The organism is Clostridium hydrogenum (assembly GCF_021432385.1).
Taxonomy (GTDB): Bacteria; Bacillota; Clostridia; order Clostridiales; family Clostridiaceae; genus Clostridium_S; species Clostridium_S hydrogenum.
On record NZ_JAEACT010000002.1, the window covers coordinates 1,647,073 to 1,672,127 of the forward strand.

Annotated in this window: 22 protein-coding genes and 1 riboswitch; of the genes, 14 read left to right on the plus strand and 8 right to left on the minus strand. The window is 29.3% G+C overall.

Annotated elements, in window-relative coordinates:
* The first annotated feature begins 156 nt into the window (after positions 1-156).
* Positions 157-690, plus strand: coding sequence for a superoxide dismutase family protein (locus CUEA01_RS07405; protein ID WP_234120960.1), 534 nt, complete (start codon positions 157-159; stop codon positions 688-690).
* A gap of 131 nt (positions 691-821) precedes the next feature.
* Here the strand turns inward: CUEA01_RS07405 and CUEA01_RS07410 are convergent, their stop codons facing one another.
* A complete protein-coding gene (locus CUEA01_RS07410; protein WP_234120962.1) occupies positions 822-1,241 on the minus strand; it encodes a hypothetical protein in 420 nt (139 codons plus the stop codon).
* A gap of 303 nt (positions 1,242-1,544) precedes the next feature.
* Between CUEA01_RS07410 and CUEA01_RS07415 the strand changes: the two genes are divergently transcribed.
* The 4 genes from CUEA01_RS07415 (at position 1,545) to CUEA01_RS07430 (ending at position 3,727) form a co-directional block, all read left to right on the plus strand.
* Positions 1,545-1,736, plus strand: a complete 192-nt coding sequence (locus tag CUEA01_RS07415) for a YwbE family protein (protein WP_234120965.1) — start codon at positions 1,545-1,547, stop codon at positions 1,734-1,736.
* 29 nt (positions 1,737-1,765) lie between these two features.
* Complete coding sequence (locus CUEA01_RS07420; protein WP_234120967.1) at positions 1,766-2,752, plus strand: D-isomer specific 2-hydroxyacid dehydrogenase family protein; 987 nt, start codon at positions 1,766-1,768, stop codon at positions 2,750-2,752.
* 240 nt (positions 2,753-2,992) lie between these two features.
* Positions 2,993-3,160: a zinc-ribbon domain-containing protein gene (locus CUEA01_RS07425; protein WP_234120968.1), complete on the plus strand. Its 168-nt coding sequence runs from the start codon at positions 2,993-2,995 to the stop codon at positions 3,158-3,160.
* A gap of 99 nt (positions 3,161-3,259) precedes the next feature.
* Positions 3,260-3,727 (plus strand): methylated-DNA--[protein]-cysteine S-methyltransferase, encoded by a 468-nt coding sequence (locus CUEA01_RS07430; RefSeq protein WP_234120974.1) that lies wholly within the window; start codon positions 3,260-3,262, stop codon positions 3,725-3,727.
* Between the two features lie 413 nt (positions 3,728-4,140).
* Here the strand turns inward: CUEA01_RS07430 and CUEA01_RS07435 are convergent, their stop codons facing one another.
* Genes CUEA01_RS07435 through CUEA01_RS07450 form a run of 4 tightly spaced genes read right to left on the minus strand, consistent with a single transcriptional unit; the run spans position 4,141 to position 7,601 of the window.
* Positions 4,141-4,419, minus strand: coding sequence for an STAS domain-containing protein (locus CUEA01_RS07435; protein WP_234120976.1), 279 nt, complete (start codon positions 4,417-4,419; stop codon positions 4,141-4,143).
* Between the two features lie 14 nt (positions 4,420-4,433).
* Positions 4,434-5,690 carry a methyl-accepting chemotaxis protein gene (locus tag CUEA01_RS07440; RefSeq protein ID WP_234120984.1) on the minus strand — a complete coding sequence of 419 codons (1,257 nt, stop codon included), beginning with the start codon at positions 5,688-5,690 and terminating at the stop codon, positions 4,434-4,436.
* A gap of 13 nt (positions 5,691-5,703) precedes the next feature.
* Entirely contained in the window at positions 5,704-6,105 is a 402-nt protein-coding gene (locus CUEA01_RS07445; RefSeq protein ID WP_234120986.1) for an ATP-binding protein, read from the minus strand.
* 20 nt (positions 6,106-6,125) lie between these two features.
* Positions 6,126-7,601, minus strand: a complete 1,476-nt coding sequence (locus tag CUEA01_RS07450; protein WP_234120988.1) for a SpoIIE family protein phosphatase — start codon at positions 7,599-7,601, stop codon at positions 6,126-6,128.
* 313 nt (positions 7,602-7,914) lie between these two features.
* Between CUEA01_RS07450 and CUEA01_RS07455 the strand changes: the two genes are divergently transcribed.
* Positions 7,915-9,888 (plus strand): methyl-accepting chemotaxis protein, encoded by a 1,974-nt coding sequence (locus tag CUEA01_RS07455; protein ID WP_234120990.1) that lies wholly within the window; start codon positions 7,915-7,917, stop codon positions 9,886-9,888.
* 1,379 nt (positions 9,889-11,267) lie between these two features.
* Here the strand turns inward: CUEA01_RS07455 and CUEA01_RS07460 are convergent.
* Positions 11,268-12,491 carry an MFS transporter gene (locus CUEA01_RS07460; protein WP_234120992.1) on the minus strand — a complete coding sequence of 408 codons (1,224 nt, stop codon included), beginning with the start codon at positions 12,489-12,491 and terminating at the stop codon, positions 11,268-11,270.
* Positions 12,492-12,776: 285 nt separating this feature from the next.
* Between CUEA01_RS07460 and CUEA01_RS07465 the strand changes: the two genes are divergently transcribed.
* Positions 12,777-13,280, plus strand: coding sequence for a hypothetical protein (locus tag CUEA01_RS07465; protein WP_234120994.1), 504 nt, complete (start codon positions 12,777-12,779; stop codon positions 13,278-13,280).
* Between the two features lie 98 nt (positions 13,281-13,378).
* Positions 13,379-13,462, plus strand: a riboswitch (cyclic di-GMP riboswitch).
* A 218-nt stretch (positions 13,463-13,680) separates the two neighbouring features.
* On the opposite strand, the gene CUEA01_RS07470 is transcribed toward CUEA01_RS07465, so the two are convergent.
* On the minus strand, positions 13,681-14,121 hold the full coding sequence (locus CUEA01_RS07470; RefSeq protein ID WP_234120996.1) for a MarR family winged helix-turn-helix transcriptional regulator: 441 nt from the start codon (positions 14,119-14,121) through the stop codon (positions 13,681-13,683).
* A 170-nt stretch (positions 14,122-14,291) separates the two neighbouring features.
* Here CUEA01_RS07470 and CUEA01_RS07475 point away from each other — a divergent pair, with 170 nt between their 5' ends.
* From CUEA01_RS07475 to CUEA01_RS07485, 3 genes are all read left to right on the plus strand, one after another.
* A complete protein-coding gene (locus CUEA01_RS07475; RefSeq protein ID WP_234120999.1) occupies positions 14,292-14,837 on the plus strand; it encodes a glutathione peroxidase in 546 nt (181 codons plus the stop codon).
* A gap of 76 nt (positions 14,838-14,913) precedes the next feature.
* Positions 14,914-16,251: a TldD/PmbA family protein gene (locus tag CUEA01_RS07480; protein WP_234121001.1), complete on the plus strand. Its 1,338-nt coding sequence runs from the start codon at positions 14,914-14,916 to the stop codon at positions 16,249-16,251.
* 14 nt (positions 16,252-16,265) lie between these two features.
* Entirely contained in the window at positions 16,266-17,507 is a 1,242-nt protein-coding gene (locus CUEA01_RS07485; RefSeq protein ID WP_234121009.1) for a metallopeptidase TldD-related protein, read from the plus strand.
* Between the two features lie 89 nt (positions 17,508-17,596).
* On the opposite strand, the gene CUEA01_RS07490 is transcribed toward CUEA01_RS07485, so the two are convergent.
* A complete protein-coding gene (locus CUEA01_RS07490; protein WP_234121011.1) occupies positions 17,597-18,157 on the minus strand; it encodes an AAA family ATPase in 561 nt (186 codons plus the stop codon).
* A 289-nt stretch (positions 18,158-18,446) separates the two neighbouring features.
* Between CUEA01_RS07490 and CUEA01_RS07495 the strand changes: the two genes are divergently transcribed.
* The 4 genes from CUEA01_RS07495 (at position 18,447) to CUEA01_RS07510 (ending at position 25,023) form a co-directional block, all read left to right on the plus strand.
* Entirely contained in the window at positions 18,447-19,175 is a 729-nt protein-coding gene (locus CUEA01_RS07495) for a hypothetical protein (RefSeq protein ID WP_234121013.1), read from the plus strand.
* 99 nt (positions 19,176-19,274) lie between these two features.
* Entirely contained in the window at positions 19,275-19,976 is a 702-nt protein-coding gene (locus CUEA01_RS07500) for a LytR/AlgR family response regulator transcription factor (protein ID WP_234121015.1), read from the plus strand.
* Between the two features lie 5 nt (positions 19,977-19,981).
* Entirely contained in the window at positions 19,982-21,358 is a 1,377-nt protein-coding gene (locus tag CUEA01_RS07505; RefSeq protein WP_234121017.1) for a sensor histidine kinase, read from the plus strand.
* A gap of 233 nt (positions 21,359-21,591) precedes the next feature.
* Complete coding sequence (locus CUEA01_RS07510; protein ID WP_234122139.1) at positions 21,592-25,023, plus strand: pyruvate carboxylase; 3,432 nt, start codon at positions 21,592-21,594, stop codon at positions 25,021-25,023.
* Positions 25,024-25,055: the final 32 nt, after the last annotated feature.

The window sequence follows — 25,055 nt, forward strand, 5'->3', positions numbered from 1 at the left end:
TCCAATACTTTATATTGAATTTTTAATATGCCTTATTAGTTTTTATGTTTTTAAATAAATATATACTCGGTAATTATTTGTATTGATATAAGTGTAACAAATGGATAAAAGATGAATAAAATGAATTAATTATAATATTTGATTTTGGAGGCAAGTATGTATATTCAATGTCCTTTTTTTGATTATAATTGTTGTGGTTATAGAAATGAGGTTAAAGATAGGTTGCCAAGAAAGGCTGTTGCAACTATAATGGGAGGACCACTGGCACCTAATATAAGGGGTACTGTAACCTTCACAGATGTAAAAGGAGGAACTGAGGTTTATGTTGAGGTTAACGGACTACCACCATATAGACCAGCACAAGATGGAAAACCTCAAGTTGGACCACATGGATTTCATATACATCAAAATGGTAATTGTAACATAGGAAATCCTAAAGATCCTTTTATGGCGGCAGGAGGGCACTGGAATCCAACAGGGCAACCTCATGGAAATCATGCAGGAGATTTCCCAGTATTATTCTCTAATAATGGATATTCGCAAATGACTTTTTTTACAAATAAGTTTAAAGTTGCTGATATCATAGGAAAATCAGTAGTTATACATGAAAGTCCAGATGATTATAGAACTCAGCCAGCTGGTGCATCTGGAAGAAAATTAGCATGTGGGGTTATTAGAGGAATGAGATAGAAATATAAACTTAATAAATGAAGAAGGAAAAGAAATTAAGTATTTAAGAATTAAATTGGATAAATAAAAAAATAGCAGACAAGTATTTAATCTGCTATTTTTTCATTGCTGCAGATGCTTTTCTTATAGTTTTAGCTTTGTTTATATAATCCAAATCCAGTTATAACTAATTTATCCCAATCAGATTCTTCGTCATTAATCCAATTATGATCAATATTAAGTTCTTTTAACCAAGCATTAAGACCGTTACTTTTTTTACTTACATTTGGTGACTGTCTTCCAAAGGTTTCTTTTATAGTTTCAAGCAAAGTTACTTGTTCTTCTTTTCCTAACTCTGTATCTAATAATTTTTCTATAACTTCACGACACTCTGAATAACTTTTATGATCTTCAGCATATAATTCATTAGATAATAATTGTTTTTTATTATTTAAATTATCTCTTACCTCGTTTATTTCCTCTATATTTGATAAGTATTTTTTAGCGACGTTAATAGCAGCAATATCATTATTAAGTTTAACTATAGATCTTTCTAATTTTTCATTTCTCATTTTATTATTCTCACCTTACATTTTTTATTTGGTCATTTAATATAATTACGGTATGGTAACTTTTTATAACGACAATATGTAATTATATCATTAAATTAGATATAATTAAAGGTGAAGAGAAAACTTAACTTATACATATTTCAATAATTTACTATAGCACCACAAGTGGTACAAGATTAACAGTAATGAAGTGAGAATTGTACTTAGGTATTGAGTTTTTGAAGAATTTAAAGGTATAATGATTATAAATTCTTAGGCAAATTTGTAATAGTGTATATAAAAGTAAAAAAAAGGAGTAATATTATGGATGGAACAAGACGAAAAGATATAAAAATAGGAGAAAAAGTCTTAGTTGTTCAGAAACAGGACCAACGTTCTGGAAAGTTAACTGAGGGCATTGTTAAAAAGATTCTTACAAACTCAGAAATTCACCCACGTGGTATTAAAGTTATGCTTGAAGGTGGAATTGTAGGAAGAGTTCAAGAAATAAAGTAATATTTTATTAATGAAGGGAAGTTAAAATTATGAAAATGTTAGCCTATAGTTACAGAAAGGATGAAGCTGAATATTTTGAAAAATTTAAAAACAAATATAATGTTGATTTGATATTATGCAAGGAGCATCCAACTTTAGAAAATGCTAATTTAGCTAAGGATATTGATTGTATAAGTATTATTACTACGCCTATTACAGCAGAACTTATGAAAAAATTTTATGATAATGGTGTTAAATTTATATCTACTAGAACTATAGGCTATGATCACATAGATATTGAAAAGGCTAAAGAATTGGGTATGCATATTGGAAATGTTACATATTCACCAAGAAGTGTAGCTGATTATACAGTAATGATGATTCTTATGGCAACAAGAAAAATAAAAGTTATTATGGAACGCAGCAAGGTACAGGATTTTTCTTTAAGGGGAGTTCAAGGTAAGGAACTTCATAATTTAACGGTAGGTGTTATCGGAACTGGAAGAATTGGTCAAACTGTAATCAAGAATTTAAGTGGATTTGAATGCAAAATACTAGCTTATGATTTGTACGAAAATGAAGAAATGAAGCAATATGTGTCATATGTTTCATTAGAAGAACTTATTAAAAATAGTGATATTATTACAATGCATGCACCTGCAACAAAAGATAATTACCATCTTATTAATAAAAAATCTATAGAAATTATGAAGGATGGTGTTTTTATTATTAATACAGCTAGGGGGTCGCTTATTAATACTGAAGATTTTATTCGAGCTATTGAGGAGAAAAAAATTGGAGGAGCGGCTTTAGATGTTATTGAGCATGAAGCAAATATTTATTATAATGATTTAAAAAGCAAAGTGCTTAATAATAGAGATTTGGCAATTTTAAAATCTTATCCAAATGTAATTATAACGCCTCACACAGCATTTTATACTGATCAAGCTGTAAGTGATATGGTAGAACATTCAATATTGAGCTGCATTTTGTTTATGGAGGGAAAAGAAAATCCTTGGGAGATAACGATGAAGTAAATAGGCTATGGTTTAAATAAGTGCGAAAATCAACACTTATTTAAACCATAGCCAGTAATTAAATAAAATATATTTAAAATATGTTGCAAAAGATATTTTTATATGTTATATTAGTTAGGTATTAAAACTGCAAAGTAATTAATACTGAGATTTGATTAGGTGAACTGCATATCCTCTTTTTTTAGGTTATTTTAGTTAATCAATTTTAGATCTTAATCTTTAAAAAGGAGGTATATATAAATGGCAGATAAGACAATAGTTTGTAAAGATTGTGGAAAAGAATTCTTATTTACTGAAAGCGAACAAGCTTTTTATAAAGAAAAAGGATTTGATAATGAACCTCAAAGATGTGCTGATTGCAGAAGAGCAAGAAAGCAACAGAACAATAACAGAGGATTCAGAAGATAATAATTTGTTTATTAGTAACTTCATAGGTTTTAACCTATGAAGTTTTTTAAATTTCATAGGAATTGAAATAGATACGTATATAAGCTTAGGAGAAAAGTTATGAATAATGTATTTTACTATGAAACACAAATTGGGAAAATAACAATTATTGAAAACGGAAAAGCAATTACTCATATTTATTTTGGAAAGGTCGTTTTTGAGGATGCACACATCAGTATCGAAACACCTTTATTAAAGAAGGCGAACATAGAAATTAATGAGTATCTTATTGGTAAAAGGAAAATATTTGATTTACCACTTGAACCAGAAGGTACAGAATTTCAACAAATGGTTTGGAGGAAATTACAACAAATTCCTTATGGAGAAACCTGCAGCTATAAGGATATAGCAAAAGGTATTGGAAATATAAATGCCTCACGTGCGGTAGGAATGGCAAATAATAAAAACCCAATTCCTATAATTATTCCTTGTCATAGGGTTATTGGTGCTAATGGTAAGCTAGTTGGATATGCAGGTGGTCTTGATTTAAAAGAAAAGCTTTTGCAAATTGAAGGTATTGTACTATAAATTTTTTCCTTGAACCACTGTATAGTGGGAAGTAAGTGTGTTGTAGGATGATTTAAATAAAATTTTATAAATCTTAGGCAAAAAACTTCCAAAGCCTTAGATGTTTCAATTGTTTGAGCATCTTTTCAGCGAGTTATAAGTCAGTGATTATTTTCTGATTTAGTAGTATTCCAAAATTCCGTAGGTACGGAGGAATTTTTTCCTTAAACCACTGTATAATGGGAAGTAAGTGTAGTTTAGGATTGTTTAAATAAAATTTTAATAAATCTTAGAGTGAAATATTTAAAAGCCTTAGATGTTTCAATTGTCTGAGCATCTTTTCAGCGAGTTATTGAAACTTCTTAGGCTTTTAAATATTTCACCCTTAGATTTATTAATTTTATTTAATATCCTAGACTACACTTACTTCCCATTTATTCAATTCCAAATACTTTATCAAGTCTAGTAAGTTTGAAAACTTTTAAAACTTGAGGATTGTTTATTGAATGTATTTTAAAATTACCATTAAGTTCTTTGCACTTTTTATATATTCCAACTAAAACTCCAAGTCCTGTACTATCGATAAAATTACACTTACTAAAATTAAAAGTAAAATCTTTTTCGCCTTTTTCAATTTTTTCATTTAGTTCTTGTCTGTATTGTGAAGCTTCTTCAACAGCAAAGTTATCAGGAATTAAAATTTCATCTTTCATTAATTAGCACTCCTTCAAATATTATATTTTTCTATTAATTTAGTCATATCAATTGCGATTTCACTTGTGTGTTCAGAGTTTGTTGCTACATTTTGTATGACAGATGCTTGTTCTTCAGCAGCAGCAGAAACTTGTTCACTGCTAGCAGCAGTTTTTTCAGCAATACTTGCAACAGAATCTATTAATTTTACTATCTGTTCTGAACTAGCAACTTCATCTTTTGTTACATCTACGATTTCTTTAACATCTTTTGCAATTTGTTCGGCAGCAGTAATAATATTTACAAAGGATTCATCTGTAGTGTTAGCTATAGTTACTCCATCCTGAACAGCCTCTTTATTTGATGCCATCGATTCAACAGCTCTTTTAGTTAAGCCTGTCATTTCATTTATCAAATTAGAGATTTCGTTTGCACCATCACTTGTTTGCTCAGAAAGCTTTCTTACTTCTTCAGCAACGACGGTAAAGCCTTTGCCGTGTTCACCAGCTCTTGCAGCTTCTATAGCAGCATTTAAAGCTAACAAATTTGTTTGCTCTGATATATTGTTTATAGTTACAATTATTCCACTTATTTTATTTGATAATTCATCTAGAATTTGTAAAACTTTCCCTGTTTCGTCAGAAGTCCTACTTATATTTTCGATAGCAGCTACTGTTTTTTCAACTTGATTTCTACCGGTTGCAGCTACACTGAGTGCATTATTAGAACTTTTTTGCGTTGTTTTTGCCTTGCTTTGAGCTATTTGAACTAAGCTTGAAAGTTGAACTAAAACTTCAGATGTTTCTACAATTAATCCATTTTGCTTTTCAGAACTTTCAGCTACTTGAGAGATGCTTGCGGCTATTTCTTCAGTAGCTGCACTTATTTCTTCTGATGCAGCTGATATTTCCTCAGAATGTGAAGTTAAATTTTCTGAAAAATTTCTTATGTTTTTTATGATATTATCTTGGTCTTTAAGCATTTTGTTAAAATAATTAGCTAACATTTCAAATTCAGTACTACTATGCATTTCGGCTTTTACAGTAAAATCTCCTTTGCCGGCTTTAATCATGCAATTTTCTAATTGCTTTATTGGATTTAATACAATTTTTGATACTAAGAAATAAGCTATTATTAGTTCTATTAAGACAACTAAAAACACTATTAAAAGAGCTATAATTTTAAATGTATTTGAAAGTTTTAAATTTGAAAAAATTATAAAAATGATTAATGGCATAAGAATTCCAAGGGCATCGAATAAAATGACTTTGGATTTTAAGCTTACCTTCATGTTTTATCCTCCTTTAAGCTGTACAATTTAATATATATTTTTTTATAATTAATGAATTATATTTAAACTCAACTGTGTCAGATAAGGATTTTATAAGAAAAAGTCCTCTACCATGTTCCTCAAGTAAATTTTCATCACTTATATCATTTGGTATTTTAATATTTTTTGAATTAGACAAGTAATGGACTATTTCAAAAATTATACATTTTCCATCAAAAGTGGAAATTAAATCAATTGGTTTAGTTTTATCAGAATTGTTTCCGTGTTCAAAGGCATTTAATAAGGCTTCAGTTAAGATTAATTTTATATCAAAATAATAGTCATTAATATTTAATATTTTAATTACATTATCAATTACTGAAGCATAATTATCTATACCATATAGTGTTTGTTTATTGTTTATTATATTTAACATAATCATCACCTAACATTTGTTTATTTTATTTGTATTTCTAGCATTGAAGAATCATCTTCTAGTTTACCTTTTTCTATAATGATATCGTTCAAAAAAGTATCCATATAATTTTTAAACTCAGATATGGAAGAGTTGCTCATATAATTTTGTATAACCTTATCTTCATTATATACAAATTCTAATCCGTCAGTAAAAAAGTAAAAGGTATCACCTGATTCAAAAGGAATTATTTCTTCATCAAATAAACTATTTTCAAACATGCCAAGAAAAGGACCTTTTACAGTTTTTTCTTCAGGCATTTTGTTAGCTTTTTTAAATATAAACTGGTTAATTCCAGCACCAACTATGATTGCTTTTTTTTCAAGAAAATCAAAACTAAATGAACAAGCAGCAATAAATTTTTCATTAATATATTGATTACATTTTTTATTTAAGTTGTTTAATATAATTGAAGGATCTTGGTTTGTTAAGATTTCTTCAAGAAATAAAACATCAAAAGCCGATACATTAAGGGCAGCAGTAATTCCATTACCACTAACATCTATGAGAATTCCAACAACTAAGTTTTCATTTATTTTGTACATTTTAAAATAGTCTCCACTCACAGTATGAGCAGGATAGTAAAGGTACTCAAAGTTTACCTTATCCTCAAGAGGAAAGCTTTTTTGAAGGGAACTATTTTGAATTTTAGTAGCTGCATTTAAGCTCTTTGTAAATTCAGTTGTATTTCTAATTATAGATAAAATTGCACCGGTCCCTTTGTACAATATGTAGCTTAAGGAAATTTGCAAATTTAGTTTCTCGTTATTTGAATCTGTAAAAACATAATTACGTATGATTTTTGTTTTTTTATTTTTTAAAATATCTATCATCATTTTAGTTAAATTTTTTCTATATTCTGGAGGAAAACAAAGCAATATACTTTTTTCCTTTAATTTACCATTATTTAGCCCTAACAAGTTAGTAGCTTCAGTATTGGCTAAAACAATTTTATAATCTTGAGAGATAACTATGCCATCAGGATAAGCATCTACGATTTCTCGATACATTTTTTCATCTCTTTTTAATAAATTAGACAGAGTCTTTTTTTCAGTTACATCTGTTAACCTTTCTACGATAAAAGAGACATTTCCAAGCTTGTCTAATATGGGGATACAGCAAAGATCCATATACTTATTTGCTTGTGGGTAGTATCTTTCAATCGAAATCATCTGCTTAGTAGTAAGTACTTGGTCAAAAGGACAGTTACTGCAGGCTTTATCTTGATTCAATATCTGATAACAATTTTTACCACAAACTTCTTCTGGCTTTTTGTCATAAAAATCGTAAGCTGCTTTATTGAAAAACACAACTAAATGATTTGGTTCAAAAACTTTTATTACATCAGGAATAGCTTCAAATATTTGAAATAATAAATTTGAAGTTTCTGCTAAATTGTATTTTATAAATTTAGAATCTGGGTTTGTAAATAAATTAGGTTTAATTGTCGATTTCAAAAATGTCACTCCTATGTATAAAATAGTTTTTCTTCGGATGTACTTAATAAAATATACTAATTTTACATACATGATTATTATAGACCAATTTGTAGCATTATACAACAGAGCAATTGCAAGAATTTATCATTTTATAATATATTTTGCCATTTCATAAATTAAATTATTGCTTTAAATACTTAATTAATTATTTGATAAATTAAAAAACATTAATAAAGTGAGTTAAAAAAAGATAATTAATTGGGGTACAATATTATATTTTTATACTAAAGAAGGGAAGTAAGAAGTTAATATGAAAAGTATTAAGCAGAAAATGTTATTAAAATTAGGAGGTTTAATTGCTATAATATGTATTGGATTTGGTGCAATATCATATATTATTGCAATGAAATCTGTAGAGACTACTGTAGATAAAACGTTGCCAAGCATTGCTATGCAGGCAGCGAATGGTGTTAAATCAGAAATTCAAAGTAAACTAGATAGTTTAGAAAACATAGCAATGGAGAGAGAACTGGGGGATCCTGCTGTTTCACAAGATGATAAGTTAAAAATTCTTAAGAAGCATCAGGAGAAAAATGGATATATTAAAATGGGAATTGCAGATTCTAATGGTAATGTAAAATTTACTGATGGCGCAGTTACTAATATTAGTACCAGAGATTATTTTAAAAAAGCCAATAAAGGAATGGCAAGTGTTACGGATCCAAGTGTTGGAAAGGCTACAAAAGCCATGTTAATTATGTACGCAGTTCCATGTAGAAGAGGTAATAAAATAGGCGGCGTTTTAGTTGGAGTTGGGGATGGAAATTCATTAAGTAATTTTACAAATAAGATCAAGATTGGCAAAACTGGTCAGGCATTTATGATTAATAAAGAAGGTACAGTAATAGCTAATGTAAATAAAAAGAAGGTCTTTAATAGGCTTAATGAATTTCAACTGTTAAAGAAAGATCCTTCAGTGAAGAGTTTAGTAGACATAGAGAAAAAAATGGTTAATGGAGAAAACGGGACAGGTAAGTATTTGTATGGAAATATAACAAAGTATGTTGCTTATTCTCCAGTAAGCATTAATGGATGGTCATTAGCGGTTGTTATTAATTCAGGAGAAGTTTTAGGGGCATTAAATACATTAAAAATATCAATATTAATTTTATCTATAGGCTTTTTAATAGCTAGTTTTGTAGTTATTTATATAATTGCAGTTGGTATAGCAAACAATATAAAAAACATTTCCGAACACTTATTATTATTGTCTTCTGGGGATTTAAGCAAAGAAGTTCCTTCATCCGAGCTTGCATTAAAAGATGAATTTGGAGTTATGGCAAAAGCTATGAAGACTACACAGGAATCCTTAGTAGGAATGATAAAACAAATAAAGGAAAATTCAAATGAAATAGATTTACATTCTGAAAATTTGTCGGCGGCATCAGAGAATATGGCAATTTCAAGTCAAAATGAAGCTACGGCTATACATGAAGTTTCTAAAAGTGCTAGTTCACAAGCGGAGGAACTTATGGATGTAAATAATATATTAAGCACATTTGATGAAGAATTGAATATAATATTATGCGAAATAGAAGAACTTGGAGATAAAACAAAAGAAATAAATTTAATGGCTAATGAAAGCAGCGAAGACATGGGAACATTGATAAAGTCAGTGCAAAATATACATAATTTATTTGGTGAGTTTTCAAATAAAATAAATGGATTTAATAAAAGTGTTACTAAAATTAAAGAAATTACAGAGATTATAAATAGTATTTCTGAACAAACAAATTTACTTGCTTTAAATGCAGCGATAGAAGCTGCAAGGGCAGGAGAAGCTGGTAAGGGATTTTCAGTTGTAGCTGATGAGATAAGAAAACTTGCAGAACAATCGAAAGATTCATCGGGGAATATAGAAAAACTTGTGGAAAATATATCAGGAGAAACTGAAAATATTGTAGATAGTACAGTAACTATGAGTAATGAAATAGAAAGTCAAATTGCAAGTGTTGATAATGCAATAAAATCATTTAAAAGTATTATAAGTAGTGTAGATAAAACAAATGATAAAATTGGAAAAGTAAATAGTTTAACAGAAAATATAAATAGCGAGAAAAATAAAATTGTAGGGAAAGTTGATACTGTATCAGCTACTGCTGAGGAGGTATCTGCAGTAGCCGAGGAAATAGCAGCTTCAGCTTCAGAAACAAATGCATCAACCGAGGAGGTTGCATCATCAGCTAAGGTATTGAGCTCAATGACAAAAGAAATGCTTAAGGAAGTAAATAAGTTTAAAATTTAATTTTATCAATAAAATATTGCGAAGCAAAGTGTAGTGCAAAATCAAAGAACCTTTGGCAGGCGTAGAAAAATGATGTTAGTGAATAGCGGCTCAAAATCCTAAATAAAATTAATAAAACTAAGCAGCAAATTTTTTAAAGCTTAAGAGCTTTCGATAACTCGCAAAAATACGCTCGTGCGTCCAGCTAAGCTGGACTATACTAACTGGTGAAAGTCCAGTCAAGATAGTTGCCAAGAAGTCTTGTAACAAACCACCAAGCGTAGTAGAAATACTGGGTTTGAAGCGTGGGAAAAGCCGACCGAAAGGGTGGCTTTTCTTTGTGATAATATAGGTCGTAACATTAAGTGAATTCTGCCGCGTCGTCAGAGAGGACTCCTTTTTAGGAGAACAAAAGGAAGTTGAGTTAGGGAGCGTTTAACGAAGACCATGGAAGACAGGAAGAGCTTGGATAGCACTGTCAAAGAATCCTTCGGCGTATGGGAATCGACATGTATTAAAAGTATAGTTCGGAACTGGAGAGACCTTCCTTTGCACGGCAAAGCCGTAAAGTAAATGCATATAAGCTTGAAGTGAAATTGCAATTTAGCAAAGAAGGAGTCGGAGGAGTTCATAGTACCAAAGATGATAAAGACAACAAAACTTTATTTAGGGAAGGGACTCTACTTTATTCAAGTTTTTGAAGAAGGTAAGAATAAGTGAATGCGAAAGCTAACTACACCATAGAAAAAGTTCGAGAACTTCGGAGAAAACTATATGTAAGTGCCAAAGTGTTAAATATAAATTTAATATATTAAAGCTGAAAGCCTTACAAAGAAGAATATCGGAAAGCCGTGTGCGAGAGAACCGCATGCACGGTTTGATGAGGAGAAGGTGGCTTTTAGCCACCGACTTACTCTACAGACAATCTAAAGCTCTAAAGCTTTAAAAAATTTCCCACTAAGTTTTATACAATTTTATTTAGAAATTTTTTCGCCACTATTCCCTAACATCATTTTTTTCCTACACCTACCAAAGGCTCTTTGATTAATTCACTAAATCTTTGTTTCCCAATGTTTAAATAAGTTGCTCAATTAATATACCAATTAGCGTATTTCAATACATTATTTGGTAAAAGAATGAAGCTTCTGCACTAGCCTAAAATTCCGTAGGCACGGAGGAATTTTTACCTTAAACCACTGTAAATGCGAAGTAAGTGTAGTTCAGGATAGTTTAAATAAAATTTTAATAAATCTTAGGTTGAAATATTTAAAAGACTTAGAGGTTTCAATTGTCTGAGCGTTTTTTGCGAGTTATTGAAACTTCTTAGGCTTTTAAGTATTTCAACCTTAGATTTATTAATTTTATTTAATATCTTGGACTACACTTACTTCGCATTATTTTTAATTTAGTAGTTGGGCAGCTTGTCTATTCAAAGGTGAAAAACATTTATAAAAGTAAATAGTTGCTATGGCATATAAAATCGCTGTAATAAAATACGGAAGTTCATAGCCATTAGCAAAGTTACTCATTATAAAACCTGCAACCACTGCACTAAGGGCTCTGCTAACATTACCAGCAATGTTGTTAGCACTTGCAAAAATCGACCGTTCATTTTGATTTACTAATTCCATTGACATAGTATTAGTAATAGGAGTAGTCATGTTCATAAGAGCATTTCTAATAAAGAGGGCTATAGAAACCACCATAACGGATGGAGGAATAGCAATGAACATTAAAAAAGGTATCGATATAATTTGACATATTATGACGGTATTAATTCTTCCAAGTTTTTTAGCCATAAAAGGTGTTATAATACCACCGATTCCCATAGCTCCTTGTGCAAGAGCCATTATGATACCTATTTGCTGAGTGCTAATATTAATTTTATACTTTAAATACACATTAAAATAAGGAACTACAAGTCCTGCGCCAAATCCTATTATTGAATTGTATACAAGTAAGCTAACAGAATATTTGCCTTTTAAAACATTAAGCATGTCCCTATAAAAATGCTGATCAGTTTTTAAAGAAGTATTTTTATGCTCTTTTATCATAAGTATAAAAATGCATGATATAACTCCAAGTGCACCTGATAAAATTATAGAGTAACTTAATGCCCTAGTTATATTTAGGTTTTTTTCTAGTGAATTAGAAATAGTACCAAATGCAAAATAACCGAACATTGTTGAAAAAACATTATCTGCGAAAGAAAAACTAAAAAGTTTTAATCTTATTTTTTCAGTACTATTTTCCATGAAAAATGGACCTTCTGAAACGGATATAAAGCTGTTTGTTGCTCCTTGAAGTACTGCAAAAATAAGTATTATCCATTTATCTTGGAAATAACCTTGAAATGCAATGAAAATTGGCATGAAAAACATTGCAATAAGCAATCCCTTTTTCTTTCCATATTTATTTACAAATATAGCACATGGTACAGAACAAATGGCAAGTGCAAGAGTTCTAAGGCTTATTATAATACCTAAAAAACTTTCACCAATGTTTAATTGTTTTATATATATACCTTGAAGCATACTAAAAGCTCCAGAGGCTATGTAGAAAAAAACTATAGCTACAAGGTAAAGCTTGGCATTAATTGAGATTTTATCTTTTGTCTTGGTCAATCTAGTGTCATTCCTTTCAAATGTTTTTAGTCTATGTTTTAAATAAGGGTTATCTTTAAACAGTCCACTTTATATAATAACATGAAATAAAGTACTTAAGTGAAATATTTAGAAAAAGTTTTTAAATATTTGTTGATTTTAGATATTTATGTTATGATATAAGTGTGTTTATAAAAAGTTCATAGTTAACTAAATTTTAATGTTGCCGTTATGCCACCTTTAGGAAGGTGGTTTTTTCTAGCTGGAGATAAGACAGACTAAATAGGAAAAGGAGTATGATTTATATTGCGAATAAATTATAGGATGAAGAAAAACATATCAATAAAGATGTTTATAGAAGAATTGGGAGAAGAATTTTCTCAGCATGTAAAAGACAGGTTAATGGAATTAGATTTGAGATGTGTGTTAACAAGAAAAGAAAAATATAATGTGGTTGATTTGAAACATGTTGAACATCTTAAGCATCAATGTAATTGTGATAAGTCTGATTTGGAAAAGGTTTTAGAAAAGGAATACACATATGCTCAGTTTGTAGTAATTGACAATATATTGTATTTTTCCAAAAATTGTATTGAAAGTGATGAAGTAATAAAATCACCTATTGTAAATAAGGTTTATGATTTTTTGAAAAGTGAAGCTATTACTGTAGAAAGTGAAATAGAACTAAAGAAAATTGACGATAGCAACATAGACTATATTGTGGATAGTATATTATCAGTGTGCCCAAATGTTTCAGATAGATATATAAGTATTGTTAAAGGAATGATTTCTCGTTCGGAAAATAAATAATCGGTTTTTGCTATAAATATATAATATATTTTTTTATATTTAAAATGTTGATTTTATGAATATTTTATAATAATATTATTATATATATAATAAAAATTTCAACTGTTGGAAACGATGAGCAATTTCTCTTATTTGGGCACTTGAGAAATTAGGAGTTAATGGTGCAACCTGCCAGCAATTAATTACTTATGATAATTAATTGGTGGTTTATTTTTTTTATTAATTTGAATATATGTAGGAGGTGAGGTTTAAAAGTTAAAAATACTTAAGCACGTAAAATAGGAATCTTTCAATTAATGGTATTGGTTAAATGTATGGGGAATGTTATAGGAAAAGAAAAGATATAACTATGTAGCGGTAGTTATATCTTTTTTAGATTGTATATAAAAACTAAGAATTTTTAGAGGTTCTCAGAAATTTTGTTTAGGAACAAATCTATACTTTTTTTTAGCTCTATTAAATCTGAAATTTCCATGTTTGTGCACTTTAATATGCAGTCAGGCACGGTAATTGCTTTAGACTTTAAATTTTCACCTTTTTCAGTTAATGTTACAAAAAGTAAACGTTCGTCTTCAGTGGATCTTTCCCTTTCTATTAAATTCATACTTTCAAGTCTTTTTAAAAGAGGGGTAAGTGTACCAGAGTCTAGGTATAATTTATTTCCTAAATCTTTTAAAGTTATATGCTTGATTTCCCAAAGTACAAGCATTACCAGGTATTGAGGATATGTTAAATTTAATTCGTTTAAAAAAGGCTTGTAAAGCTTAGTTATGATTCTCGAACTCGCATATATTGGAAAACATAATTGATTTTCAAGCTTAAGTTTGTATTCGTCATTCATTTTTATCTTCTCCTTACTTTAATTAAAAGCTAAACTTTATCTCTATGAATATTATAAATGAAATAATTGAATTTGTTAATAACAATTGTGAAAAATTATATAGTGCAAAATTGAATTTGTGATATAATAATAATACAGAAGAAATTATTTATGAAATCGGAGGAAATATTATGTTAATTTATGATTTTAAAGTTAAAAATACAAAAGGTGAAGAAATATCTTTAGAAAATTACAGAGGAAAGGTTTTACTTATTGTAAATACTGCAAGTAAATGTGGCTTTACTCCACAGTATGAAGATTTAGAGGCATTATATAAAACATTAGGTAATGATAAATTTGAGATATTAGGTTTTCCATGCAACCAATTTGCTAATCAGGAGCCTGGCACAGGAAAAGATGCGCAAAATTTTTGCCAGATAAACTATGGTGTTACTTTTCCTATATTTGATAAGATAGAAGTTAATGGAGCAAATGAGCATCCATTATATAGATATTTAAAAATAAAGGCACCATTTAAAGGATTGGATGAAAGCAATGCAAGTGGGAAAATTTTAAGTGCTTTTTTAAATGAAAAATTTCCAGAAGCGCTTGTTGGAGATTCAATTAAATGGAATTTTACTAAGTTTTTAATCGACCAAAAGGGAAATGTTGTAAAAAGATTTGAATCGGCTACAGAACCCAATAAATTGGCAAGAGATATATTGGAACTTATGTGATAAGTTATTTACAATAGAATAAAATGGTAGTAAAATTAATTTAATGTTAAAAAAATTTTATCGTGGAGGGGATTAGATGGTTAAATTTAAAGAAAATTATTACTCTAATATCAGGATGGAAAAGATATATAGTACTAAAATCACTTATATTAATGGGAAACTCCAAGAAAAAAGGATAAGAAAAGAAAAAGGAGCATTTTTAAGTGTATATGATGGAGGAAAATGGTATTATTCTTCCGTAACAAATATTGATGGAATTCAAGAAGAATTAGAAAAATTATATGATATAGCTGAGGAAAATACTCATATATATGAAAATGAAATTGTAAAAAGGTTCGAGGTTAACAAAGGTAATTATTTAAAATATAATGAAAAAAGCATTGAAAATATAGGTATAGAAAAAAAAGATAATCTTTTAAAAAAGTTTATTGATATTTTAAAGGAATCAAAATATCTTAAAAATTGGCAGGGAGTATACGTTGATAATAGAACTGAAAAAAATATTTTATCATCTAAGGGAGCAGATGTAACTTTTGATATGGAAAGATGCGGCGTTTCATTTACATTAACTTTTGCAGATGGAGATAATACTTTTCAAGATAAATTTCAAATAGGAAAAGAGTATTTTTCTGATATAGAAAAAAGTATTGATGAAATGCGAGAATATATAAAAACTTGTGAAAGGTTCTTGCTTAATTCAAAACCTGTAAGACCTGGGAAATATACAGTAATACTATCACCACAAGCTGCCGGTGTATTTGCTCATGAAAGCTTTGGTCACAAAAGTGAAGCAGACTTTATGGTTGGTGACGAAACCATGATTAAGGAGTGGGCTATTGGTAGTACGGTTGGTTCAGAAATATTAAGTATTGCTGAGACGGGAACAATTGGTGGTTCAGGATTTGTTCCATTTGATGATGATGGAACAAAGGCAAGAGAAAATTATTTGATAAAAGATGGTAAGCTTGCAGGTAGGCTTCATTCTGCAAAAACAGCTGCTAGCCTTAATGAAGAGGTTACAGGTAATTCTAGAGCACTTAATTTTGAATATGAACCAATGGTAAGAATGACCAATACCTATATTTTACCTGGGGAAAGTACATTAGAAGAACTGGTTAAAGGAGTTAAAGAAGGATTTTTAATATACAGCATAAGGCATGGCTCTGGAATGTCAACATTTACTATTGCTCCATCAATAAGTTATAAAATAGAAAATGGTGAAATTAAAGAACCAGTTAAAATTTCAGTTATCTCAGGAACTGTATTTGAGGCACTTAAAAATATAGATGGATTATCAGATAAGCTTGAAATATTAAGTTTTGTAACAGGTGGATGTGGAAAAATGGACCAATGGCCTCTTCCAGTTGGATTTGGTGGCCCATATGTAAGAGTTTTAAATATGAATGTGCAATAAAAGGGGGAGAAGTAATGGAGAAAGAAATTTATATTGATAATATAAAAGAGACTTCACTTATAATATCTGAATCAAAAGTGGATTCTGTAAAAATGAAAGATATAACTAAAAAGGGCGTAAGAGTTTATGATAATGGTTTAATTGGAGTATCTGGAGCCGTTGGTGATATTAACATAGATGAACTAATAGAAAATGCAAAGTTAAATCTTGATAATAAAATAGAATACCCATGTGAGCTTACAAAAGATATCGATTTATCGCTTGATGCTTCAAAGAAAATCGTTGACGATAAGGATTTTGTTAAAGAAGGTGAAGAACTTTTAGATGAACTTTCCAAGGTAAATAGTGATTTTATATTTTCAAATAAAATAATTTTGCAAGAGAGAAAAACTTCACTTACTAATAGTAAAAATTTAAAATTAGAATACAAAGATAGAGCATTAGAAGCGGGAATAGTATTTAAGGAAAAGGCTTCAGCAAATATAATGGACGGATATGTAGAATATACTGGCAGAGACTATAATCGTAAAGATTTTATTGAATTTTCAAATATTATTTTAGAAGGGTATAGAAATAAAGCTGAATTACCTAGACAAGGTAAAATGCCAGTAGCAGTGTCGTTTAATGGTGAAGGTGCTGTTTTTATAAATAAATTTTTAACAGATTTAAATGCAAGACAATTTATGTGTGGTGGATCTATATTTTCTGATAAGATAGGAAAAAAGGTATTTAGTGATGATTTTACATTAAGGCAAACAAGGAATCCAAAGGATGTTTATTTAGAGCCGTTTTTTGATATGGAAGGAACGGTTAATAGCAATCATATTTTTACTCTTATTGAAAATGGAGTGATAAAGACTCCTTATACTGATAAGCAAACAGCAGCAGAGTATAACCTAAAGAATACAGGCTCTGCTGCAGCTGAATATGATGGTGTACCACAAATAGGCGTTCCAAGTCTTTCAATTAAGCAAAGTGAAAAAACAGTAAAAGAACTTTTTTCAGGTGATATGGGAATTTTTGTTTACATTACCTCAGGTGGTGATTTTACTTCATCAGGAGAATTTGGAGCACCTGTTCAATTGGCATTTTTGTATGATGGAGAAAAAATATTAGGCAGGCTCCCACAACTTCAAATTTCATCTGATATATATAAAATGTTCAATGAAAATTATAGAGGAGTTGCATCGAATTCTATATTTAAAGGCAATAGCGATAAGATTTTAGTTATGGATATGGATGTAAAGCTCATATAAAATGAAGGTTAGTTTGAATTGAGTTTTTTATTTAAAGTATAGAATTGATAAGTAATTTTAGAAATTATTAAAGGTTTTACAGGGTAGCCCTATAAAACCTTTAATAATTTCTCTAAATCGTTTTGGAAGCTTTCAGTAGAAGAATTATCTATTACAAAAATTCCTTCAAGGTCTGGAGTGGAATAATTTTGACCTGCAACATATTCTTCCCAATTGGCTAATTTCCAAGTATCCCTATCAGAATTTCTTTTAATCATTCTTTGATGACACACTTCAGTATCACAGTGTACCCAAATAGGAATTAATTCAGCATCATAAGTTTTTAGCTTTTCTTTTAAATTATTAATATAATCCTTGTTCCTATACTCTTTTGCAAATGGAGCATTGACTATTACATGATTATTAAATGTAAGGCTTTCAAAAGCTACATCCATAATGGCAACATATTCAGCATCTCTTACATATTCTTTAAAAAAGTCAGAGTCTCTATTATAAGGTGCATTTCCTGCTTTAAAAACCATTTTTGACAAAGGTATTATTGTATCCTTGTCCAAATAAACAGGATTGTCTAATTTTTTAGCTAATTCCATTGAAACATAGCTTTTACCACAAGCAGGTGGAGATCCAACAAGCATTAAATATTTTTTCATAGTATCGCCGTCCTTTGTTATTATCAATTGTTATTATAATTAATTTATGGCAAAAAAACATACCTGAACTATTATATCATAAAATTAAGTTAAAGGTTAATAATTTAACAATTTTTTTTAAAATTAGTGAAAAACATTAATAATAATGTAATTTTATTATAATTAATGTCAAATGGCAGTCAAGAGATATAGGTATTACCCAGTTGTTACATTTTTAAGCCCACTTAATACAATTTGGTAATTAGAAAGTTTTTATATACGATAACAGTAACTGAAAGGGGATAAGAAAATGAATATATCATTTAGAATTAATACTAGAAATAGTTTAAAAAACAACTTGCTAAAAACAAAAAATGACAATGATTCAGACAAGAAAAATGGTGTTGAAAATTTGCAAAAGCAGAAAGAACAATTAGAAGATAGTAAAAAACAAATTATGGATGCTGGAATGAAGGCGGGTGGGGATACTTCTGAAATGAAACAGAAGTTAAAAGATATTGATAAAGAGATTGCGGATGTTGATAAACAAATAAAGCAAATGGAGGAGTCTTCTAATGCTACGGACTCAAATACGGAGTCTAAAAAAACTACTAGTAAGAATAATTCTAATTTAGAAAATGAAAAAAGTAATAATAATCAAATATCAAACAATCAATTAAATGACATCTTAGTTTCTTCATATAGTTTAAAAAGTCAAAACTTACTGTATAATCAAGGTAAATCTATGCAGAATCAAGCAAGAGTCTTAAAAGACAACATAGCTGAAGATGAAGCTAGTGGTGCAAATTGTGAAAATTCTGAAAGAACATTATCAAGTTTAGAAGATGGAATTAAAAATGTACAAGCAAATTTAAAAAATGAAACAAAGAAAGCTAAGAATGATGATTCTAATGGCGAAGAGGGTTATAGAAAATTACCAAGTGACAATAAAGAAAAAATATCAAAATATGACAAAATTTACAGAGAATCATTAAAAGATAGCGACAAAAACGATAAAAAAATAAATTTTGTAGCCTAAAGTAAAAACAATTAATACATTTTATATAATGCTAAGTTTGATATAATATATTTACGGGCTTAGTATTATATAAAATAGATATTGAAGGTAGATGAGTTAATGCTGAATATAGCAATTTGTGATGACGAAGAAATTCAAAGAAGAGAAATTGTAGCAATGCTAAAAAATATTATAAGCTTCGATTTTATGAATTTAAAAATATATGAATTTAAAAGTGGAGAAGAATTAATATTTTGTAGTATAAATTTTGACGTAATCTTATTAGATATAAAGTTAGATAACGTTAACGGAATAGAAGTGGCAAAGAAAATTAGGGATAGAAATAGTAAGACAAATATTATATTTATAACTGCATATAAGGATTATGTATTTGATGCTTTTGATGTAAGGGCTTTTAACTATATTTTAAAACCAATAGATGAAAATAGACTAAAAAAAATAATAAAATTAGCCTTGCTAGAGTTTAGAGAAGATAAATTCATTATTGCGAAAACTTCAAGCGAATCTATAAAAATTTCCTATAACGATATAATATACATAGAATCTCAGGGGAGAAAGGTTAAAATACATACTACATATGATGTTATTGAGTATTATTATAGAATATCAGAAATTGAAAAAGAACTTAGTTTAAGTAATTTTTTTAGATGTCATAAAAGTTTTATAGTAAATTTTATGTATGTAGAAAGATATACTAGTAAATATATAATTTTAAAGAATTCTGAAGAAATTTATATTTCAAAATATAGATTAAATGATTTTTCTAAAGCTTTCATGTACTATTTAAAAGGAGAAATATAATTTGTATGGACAAGCAATTAATTGTTAAATTCTTTTGGCAATCACTTCAAAACCTTAGTATAATATTTTTATATTTTATTAAATATTATTTTTATGAAAAATTTTTAGGCTTTAAAAATAAAAATTACATGTTCTTTTTAGCACAAATTGCTATAACTTTAACAGGTATTTTTATAGCTGGTTTTTTGTCTGAAACATCAATAATTTTGATTTCCTTGATTTTTGAACTAATTGTAGTTTGCATTATGTGTAATGGAAAAATATTAATTAAGTTTTATGCTGTAATATTTAATCAAACATCACTTTTGTTAATAACATTAATGTTTCTAATTGTTGATTTTAAAGTGTCTCCAGTTTTACTTAAATTATTTGCAAATAGTAATAATTATAAGATGGTTAATTGTATAATGCTTAATTTGTCCGATTTAAAAGTTTATTTAATAGCATTTTTATTTTTTAAGTGCACTTGTGGCAGATTAAAGATTAAGGAAAAGGATATAAATACATATAAAATTTTGATTTTGATCATACCATGTGTGTCTATATATAGCATGGCTTTTTTATTTTACACAATTCAAGGGGTAAAAATAAATAAATCAAGATATTTCTTGTTTAGTTTATTTACAAATGAATATTATGTTTTACCATTAATTTGTGCTTTTTTGTTAGTTTCTATAAGTATTATGGCATATATTTTTGATAAAATGCTTTATATGGAAGAGGAAAATAAAAATTTAATATTAATGCGTCAAAAGTTGCAGCTTCAGCTTGAGCATACTAGGCATATAGAAGAAATGAATACTAAAATAAAAGGAGTAATACATGACGTCAATAATCACGTGGCCTGCCTTAAAAATTTGGCGGATAATGATAAAAATGATGAGATAAAGAAATATCTTGGAAATATAAAAGATAGCTTAGGAAAACTGGAATTTAAAATAAAAACAGGAAATTCAATAGCTGATGCGGTTATAAATGAAAAAGCTAATGTTGCAGAAATGAAAAAAATTAATTTTGAATGTGAATTTATACTTCCAAGGCAGATAAATATTGAGCCAATTGATTTGAGTATAATTTTAAATAATATTTTGGATAATGCAATTGAGGCTTGTGCACGAATACAAAATAAAGATATAGTAAAAAAAATTAGTATGAAGTCGCTTATCACAGACTCATATCTTATAATTGAAATTTCTAATAGCAATGTAGGGAAAATTAAACATAGCGATAATACAATTATAAGTTCAAAAGTGGATAAAATAAATCATGGTATTGGTATTAGTAATATAAAATCTATAGTTTCAAAGTATGGAGGAGTATTTGATATAGTACAAGAAAAATATAAGGTTACTATTAATGTAATGCTTAAATTATATACATAAAAATGATTAAAAAATAAAAGCTAAATTTCATAATTTCAAATTGGAAGTATAATGAATATAGGATTTATGGGTGTGCGCCTATAAATCTATTTTCTTTTTTTGCTTTAAAATATTATAAATGAAATTTGCAATGTGTAAAAAATTCAATTGCAATAATTTTGCTACTTATATATAATAATATTATTGATGTACATAAGTAAAATTTTTTAGCTTTACGAGGAGGAAGAAACGTGATAAAAAAATTTAAGAGAGTTTTGGTCGCAAATAGGGGCGAAATTGCAATAAGGATTTTTAGAGCTTGCCATGAACTTGGAATAAGAACAGTTGCAATATATACTGAGGAAGATAAATTAGCTTTGTTTAGAACTAAGGCGGATGAATCGTATTTGATAGGTCGTAATAAGGGGCCTGTGGAAGCTTATTTAAATATTGATGAAATAATTGATTTAGCACTAAAAAAAGGTGTAGATGCAATACATCCTGGATATGGTTTCTTGTCAGAAAATCCAGAATTCGCGAGAAGATGTGAAGAGGCAGGTATTGAATTTATAGGACCAACAGGAGACATGATGGATAAGCTTGGTGATAAAATAAATTCAAAAATAACAGCAAAAGCAGCTGGGGTTGCTACTATACCAGGAGTAGAAAAACCTATTCAGTCTGAAGAAGAAGCTTTAAGATTTGCTGATATTTGTGGATATCCTGTTATGGTAAAGGCAGCTGCAGGTGGCGGCGGAAGAGGTATGAGAATAGTAACAAAAAAAGAGGATTTAGTTTCCTCATATAGAAGTGCTAAGAGTGAAGCTAAAAAGGCTTTTGGAATAGATGATATATTTATTGAAAAATATCTTGAAAATCCTAAACATATTGAAGTTCAAGTACTTGGAGATAAATATGGTAATATAGTTCACTTATATGAAAGAGATTGTTCTGTGCAAAGAAGGCATCAAAAAGTAATAGAATTTACACCAGCAGTAGCAGTTTCAGAAGAAAAAAGATCGGCTATTTGCGAAGATGCACTTAAGATAGCAAAATCCATAGGTTACAGAAGTGCTGGAACTTTAGAATTTTTACTTGATAAGCAGGGTAATCATTATTTTATTGAAATGAATCCTAGAATACAAGTAGAACATACAATAACAGAAATGGTTACAGGTATAGATATTGTTCAAAGCCAGATTTTAATAGCAGAGGGACATGAACTTTCTTCTCATGAAGTTGGCATAAATGGTCAAGATGATATACATTTAAATGGATATGCCGTGCAGTGCAGGGTAACAACGGAAGATCCATCTAATAATTTTGCGCCTGACACAGGAAGGCTTGATGTATATAGAACTGGTTCTGGATTTGGTATAAGACTTGATGGTGGAAATGGATTTACAGGTGCTGTAATAAGTCCATACTATGATAGTTTGCTTGTAAAATCAACAGCTTGGTCGAGAACTTTTGAGGATGCAATAAGAAAAGCAATTCGTGCTATAAAAGAAATTTACATATCAGGTGTAAAAACTAATGTAGACTTTTTAATAAATATGCTAAATCACGAAACTTTTAGAAAAGGCGAATGTGATACTAATTTTATAGCTAATAACCCAGAACTTTTCCAAATAACTTCAAGAGCTGATGAAGAATTAAGGGTACTCAAATTCATAGGTGAAAAGGTCGTAAATGAAACTCATGGACGTAAAACTGAGTTTGATGTTCCTACGGTCCCTAAATATGAACAAAGTAAAGATTTAAGAGGAACAAAACAAATATTGGATAACCATGGACCGGAAGGACTTGTAAAGTGGATTAAAGAGCAGGATAAACTTTTACTTACAGATACTACTATGAGAGATGCTCATCAATCATTAATGGCAACAAGACTTAGAACAGTAGATATGGTTAAAATAGCTAGAGCAGAATCTGCACTTGCAGGAGATTTATTTTCTATGGAAATGTGGGGAGGAGCTACCTTTGATACAGCTTACAGATTTTTAAAAGAATCACCATGGGAAAGGCTTGAAAGGCTTAGAAAAAGGGTACCAAATATATTATTCCAAATGCTCATAAGAGGAGCCAATGCAGTAGGATATAAAAACTATCCAGATAACGTAATAAGGGAATTTATAAAACAATCTTCTAAGTCTGGAATAGATGTGTTTAGAATATTTGACTCTTTGAATTGGCTAAAAGGTATGGAAGTTGCTATTGATGAAGTTGTAAATCAAGGTAAGGTAGCAGAAGCTTGTATGTGCTACACTGGTGATATACTTGATGAAAGTAGAGATAAATATAGTTTAAAGTACTATGTTAATTTGGCAAAGGATATAGAAAAGTCAGGTGCACATATACTTGGAATAAAGGATATGTCAGCTTTATTAAAACCTTATGCAGCACTTAAGCTTATAAAAGCCTTGAAAGAAGAAATATCAATTCCTATTCATCTGCATACTCATGATACAACTGGAAATGGAGTTGCTACAGTACTTATGGCAGCCCATGCAGGTGTTGATATTGTTGATACAGCTTTCAATAGTATGTCAGGACTTACAAGTCAGCCAGCACTTAACTCAGTTGTTGCGGCACTTAAAAATACGGAAAGAGATACAGGACTTGATTTGGTCGATATTCAAAAAATATCAGATTACTGGAGTACTGTAAGACCAGTATATAGTCAATTTGAATCAGGGCTTAAAGCCGTTTCTGCTGAAATATATAAATATGAAATACCTGGTGGTCAATATTCAAACTTAAAGCCTCAGGTTGAAAGTTTTGGTTTGGGTCATAAATTTGAGCAGGTAAAAGAAATGTACAGAAAAGTAAACTTAATGGTTGGAGATATAGTAAAGGTTACACCATCATCTAAAATGGTAGGAGATTTGGCTATATTTATGGTGAAAAATGATTTAACACCGGAAAATATACTTGAAAAAGCTAAAAATATGCCTTTCCCTGATTCTGTTGTTTCGTATTTTAAAGGAATGATGGGTCAGCCTATGGGTGGATTTCCAAAAGGACTTCAAGAAATTGTGTTAAAAGGCGAAGAACCAATAACTTGCAGGCCAGGAGAACTTTTACCATCAGAAGATTTTGGCGCTATAAAGACTCATTTAAAAGATAAATGTAAAATTGAACCTACAGATGAAGCGGCTATAAGTTATGCCTTGTATCCAGATGTTTTTGAAAGCTATTTAAAATATAAGGAAGAATATGGAGATTTAAGTAGGATAGGCAGTGATGTGTTTTTCCATGGTTTAGCAGAAGGAGAAATTTCTGAATTAGAAATAGCAGAAGGTAAAACTTTAGTTGTTCAGCTTCTAGATATAGGCAAAATTGATAAAAATGGTAATAGAACTGTGGCGTTTGAAGTAAATGGCAATAGAAGAGAAATTAAAGTTAAAGATAAAGTAAGCGCTGTTAAAAATGAAACCTTTGAAGAAACAATATTTGCAAACCCAGATAACAAGAAGGAAATAGGTGCAAGTATACCTGGAAATATACTTAAGGTTCTTGCCCAGGCAGGAGATTCTGTAAAGAAGGGTCAAAGTTTAATGATTATTGAAGCTATGAAAATGGAAACAAATATTGTTGCTAGTGAAGATGGCACTGTGGACTCTGTACTTGTTAAAGAAGGAAATCAAGTTCAAGCAAAGCAATTGCTTATTAAATTAAAATAGTATAGGGATAAAAAGAATTAGCCATATAACTT

Bases quoted from the DNA above. Each gene is read 5' to 3' on its own strand.
- CUEA01_RS07405 (WP_234120960.1), top strand. From the start codon at position 157: ATGTATATTCAATGTCCTTTTTTTGATTATAATTGTTGTGGTTATAGA.
- CUEA01_RS07410 (WP_234120962.1), bottom strand. From the start codon at position 1,241: ATGAGAAATGAAAAATTAGAAAGATCTATAGTTAAACTTAATAATGAT.
- CUEA01_RS07415 (WP_234120965.1), top strand. From the start codon at position 1,545: ATGGATGGAACAAGACGAAAAGATATAAAAATAGGAGAAAAAGTCTTA.
- CUEA01_RS07420 (WP_234120967.1), top strand. From the start codon at position 1,766: ATGAAAATGTTAGCCTATAGTTACAGAAAGGATGAAGCTGAATATTTT.
- CUEA01_RS07425 (WP_234120968.1), top strand. From the start codon at position 2,993: ATGGCAGATAAGACAATAGTTTGTAAAGATTGTGGAAAAGAATTCTTA.
- CUEA01_RS07430 (WP_234120974.1), top strand. From the start codon at position 3,260: ATGAATAATGTATTTTACTATGAAACACAAATTGGGAAAATAACAATT.
- CUEA01_RS07435 (WP_234120976.1), bottom strand. From the start codon at position 4,419: ATGAAAGATGAAATTTTAATTCCTGATAACTTTGCTGTTGAAGAAGCT.
- CUEA01_RS07440 (WP_234120984.1), bottom strand. From the start codon at position 5,690: ATGAAGGTAAGCTTAAAATCCAAAGTCATTTTATTCGATGCCCTTGGA.
- CUEA01_RS07445 (WP_234120986.1), bottom strand. From the start codon at position 6,105: ATGTTAAATATAATAAACAATAAACAAACACTATATGGTATAGATAAT.
- CUEA01_RS07455 (WP_234120990.1), top strand. From the start codon at position 7,915: ATGTTATTAAAATTAGGAGGTTTAATTGCTATAATATGTATTGGATTT.
- CUEA01_RS07470 (WP_234120996.1), bottom strand. From the start codon at position 14,121: ATGAATGACGAATACAAACTTAAGCTTGAAAATCAATTATGTTTTCCA.
- CUEA01_RS07475 (WP_234120999.1), top strand. From the start codon at position 14,292: ATGTTAATTTATGATTTTAAAGTTAAAAATACAAAAGGTGAAGAAATA.
- CUEA01_RS07480 (WP_234121001.1), top strand. From the start codon at position 14,914: ATGGTTAAATTTAAAGAAAATTATTACTCTAATATCAGGATGGAAAAG.
- CUEA01_RS07485 (WP_234121009.1), top strand. From the start codon at position 16,266: ATGGAGAAAGAAATTTATATTGATAATATAAAAGAGACTTCACTTATA.
- CUEA01_RS07490 (WP_234121011.1), bottom strand. From the start codon at position 18,157: ATGAAAAAATATTTAATGCTTGTTGGATCTCCACCTGCTTGTGGTAAA.
- CUEA01_RS07495 (WP_234121013.1), top strand. From the start codon at position 18,447: ATGAATATATCATTTAGAATTAATACTAGAAATAGTTTAAAAAACAAC.
- CUEA01_RS07500 (WP_234121015.1), top strand. From the start codon at position 19,275: ATGCTGAATATAGCAATTTGTGATGACGAAGAAATTCAAAGAAGAGAA.
- CUEA01_RS07505 (WP_234121017.1), top strand. From the start codon at position 19,982: ATGGACAAGCAATTAATTGTTAAATTCTTTTGGCAATCACTTCAAAAC.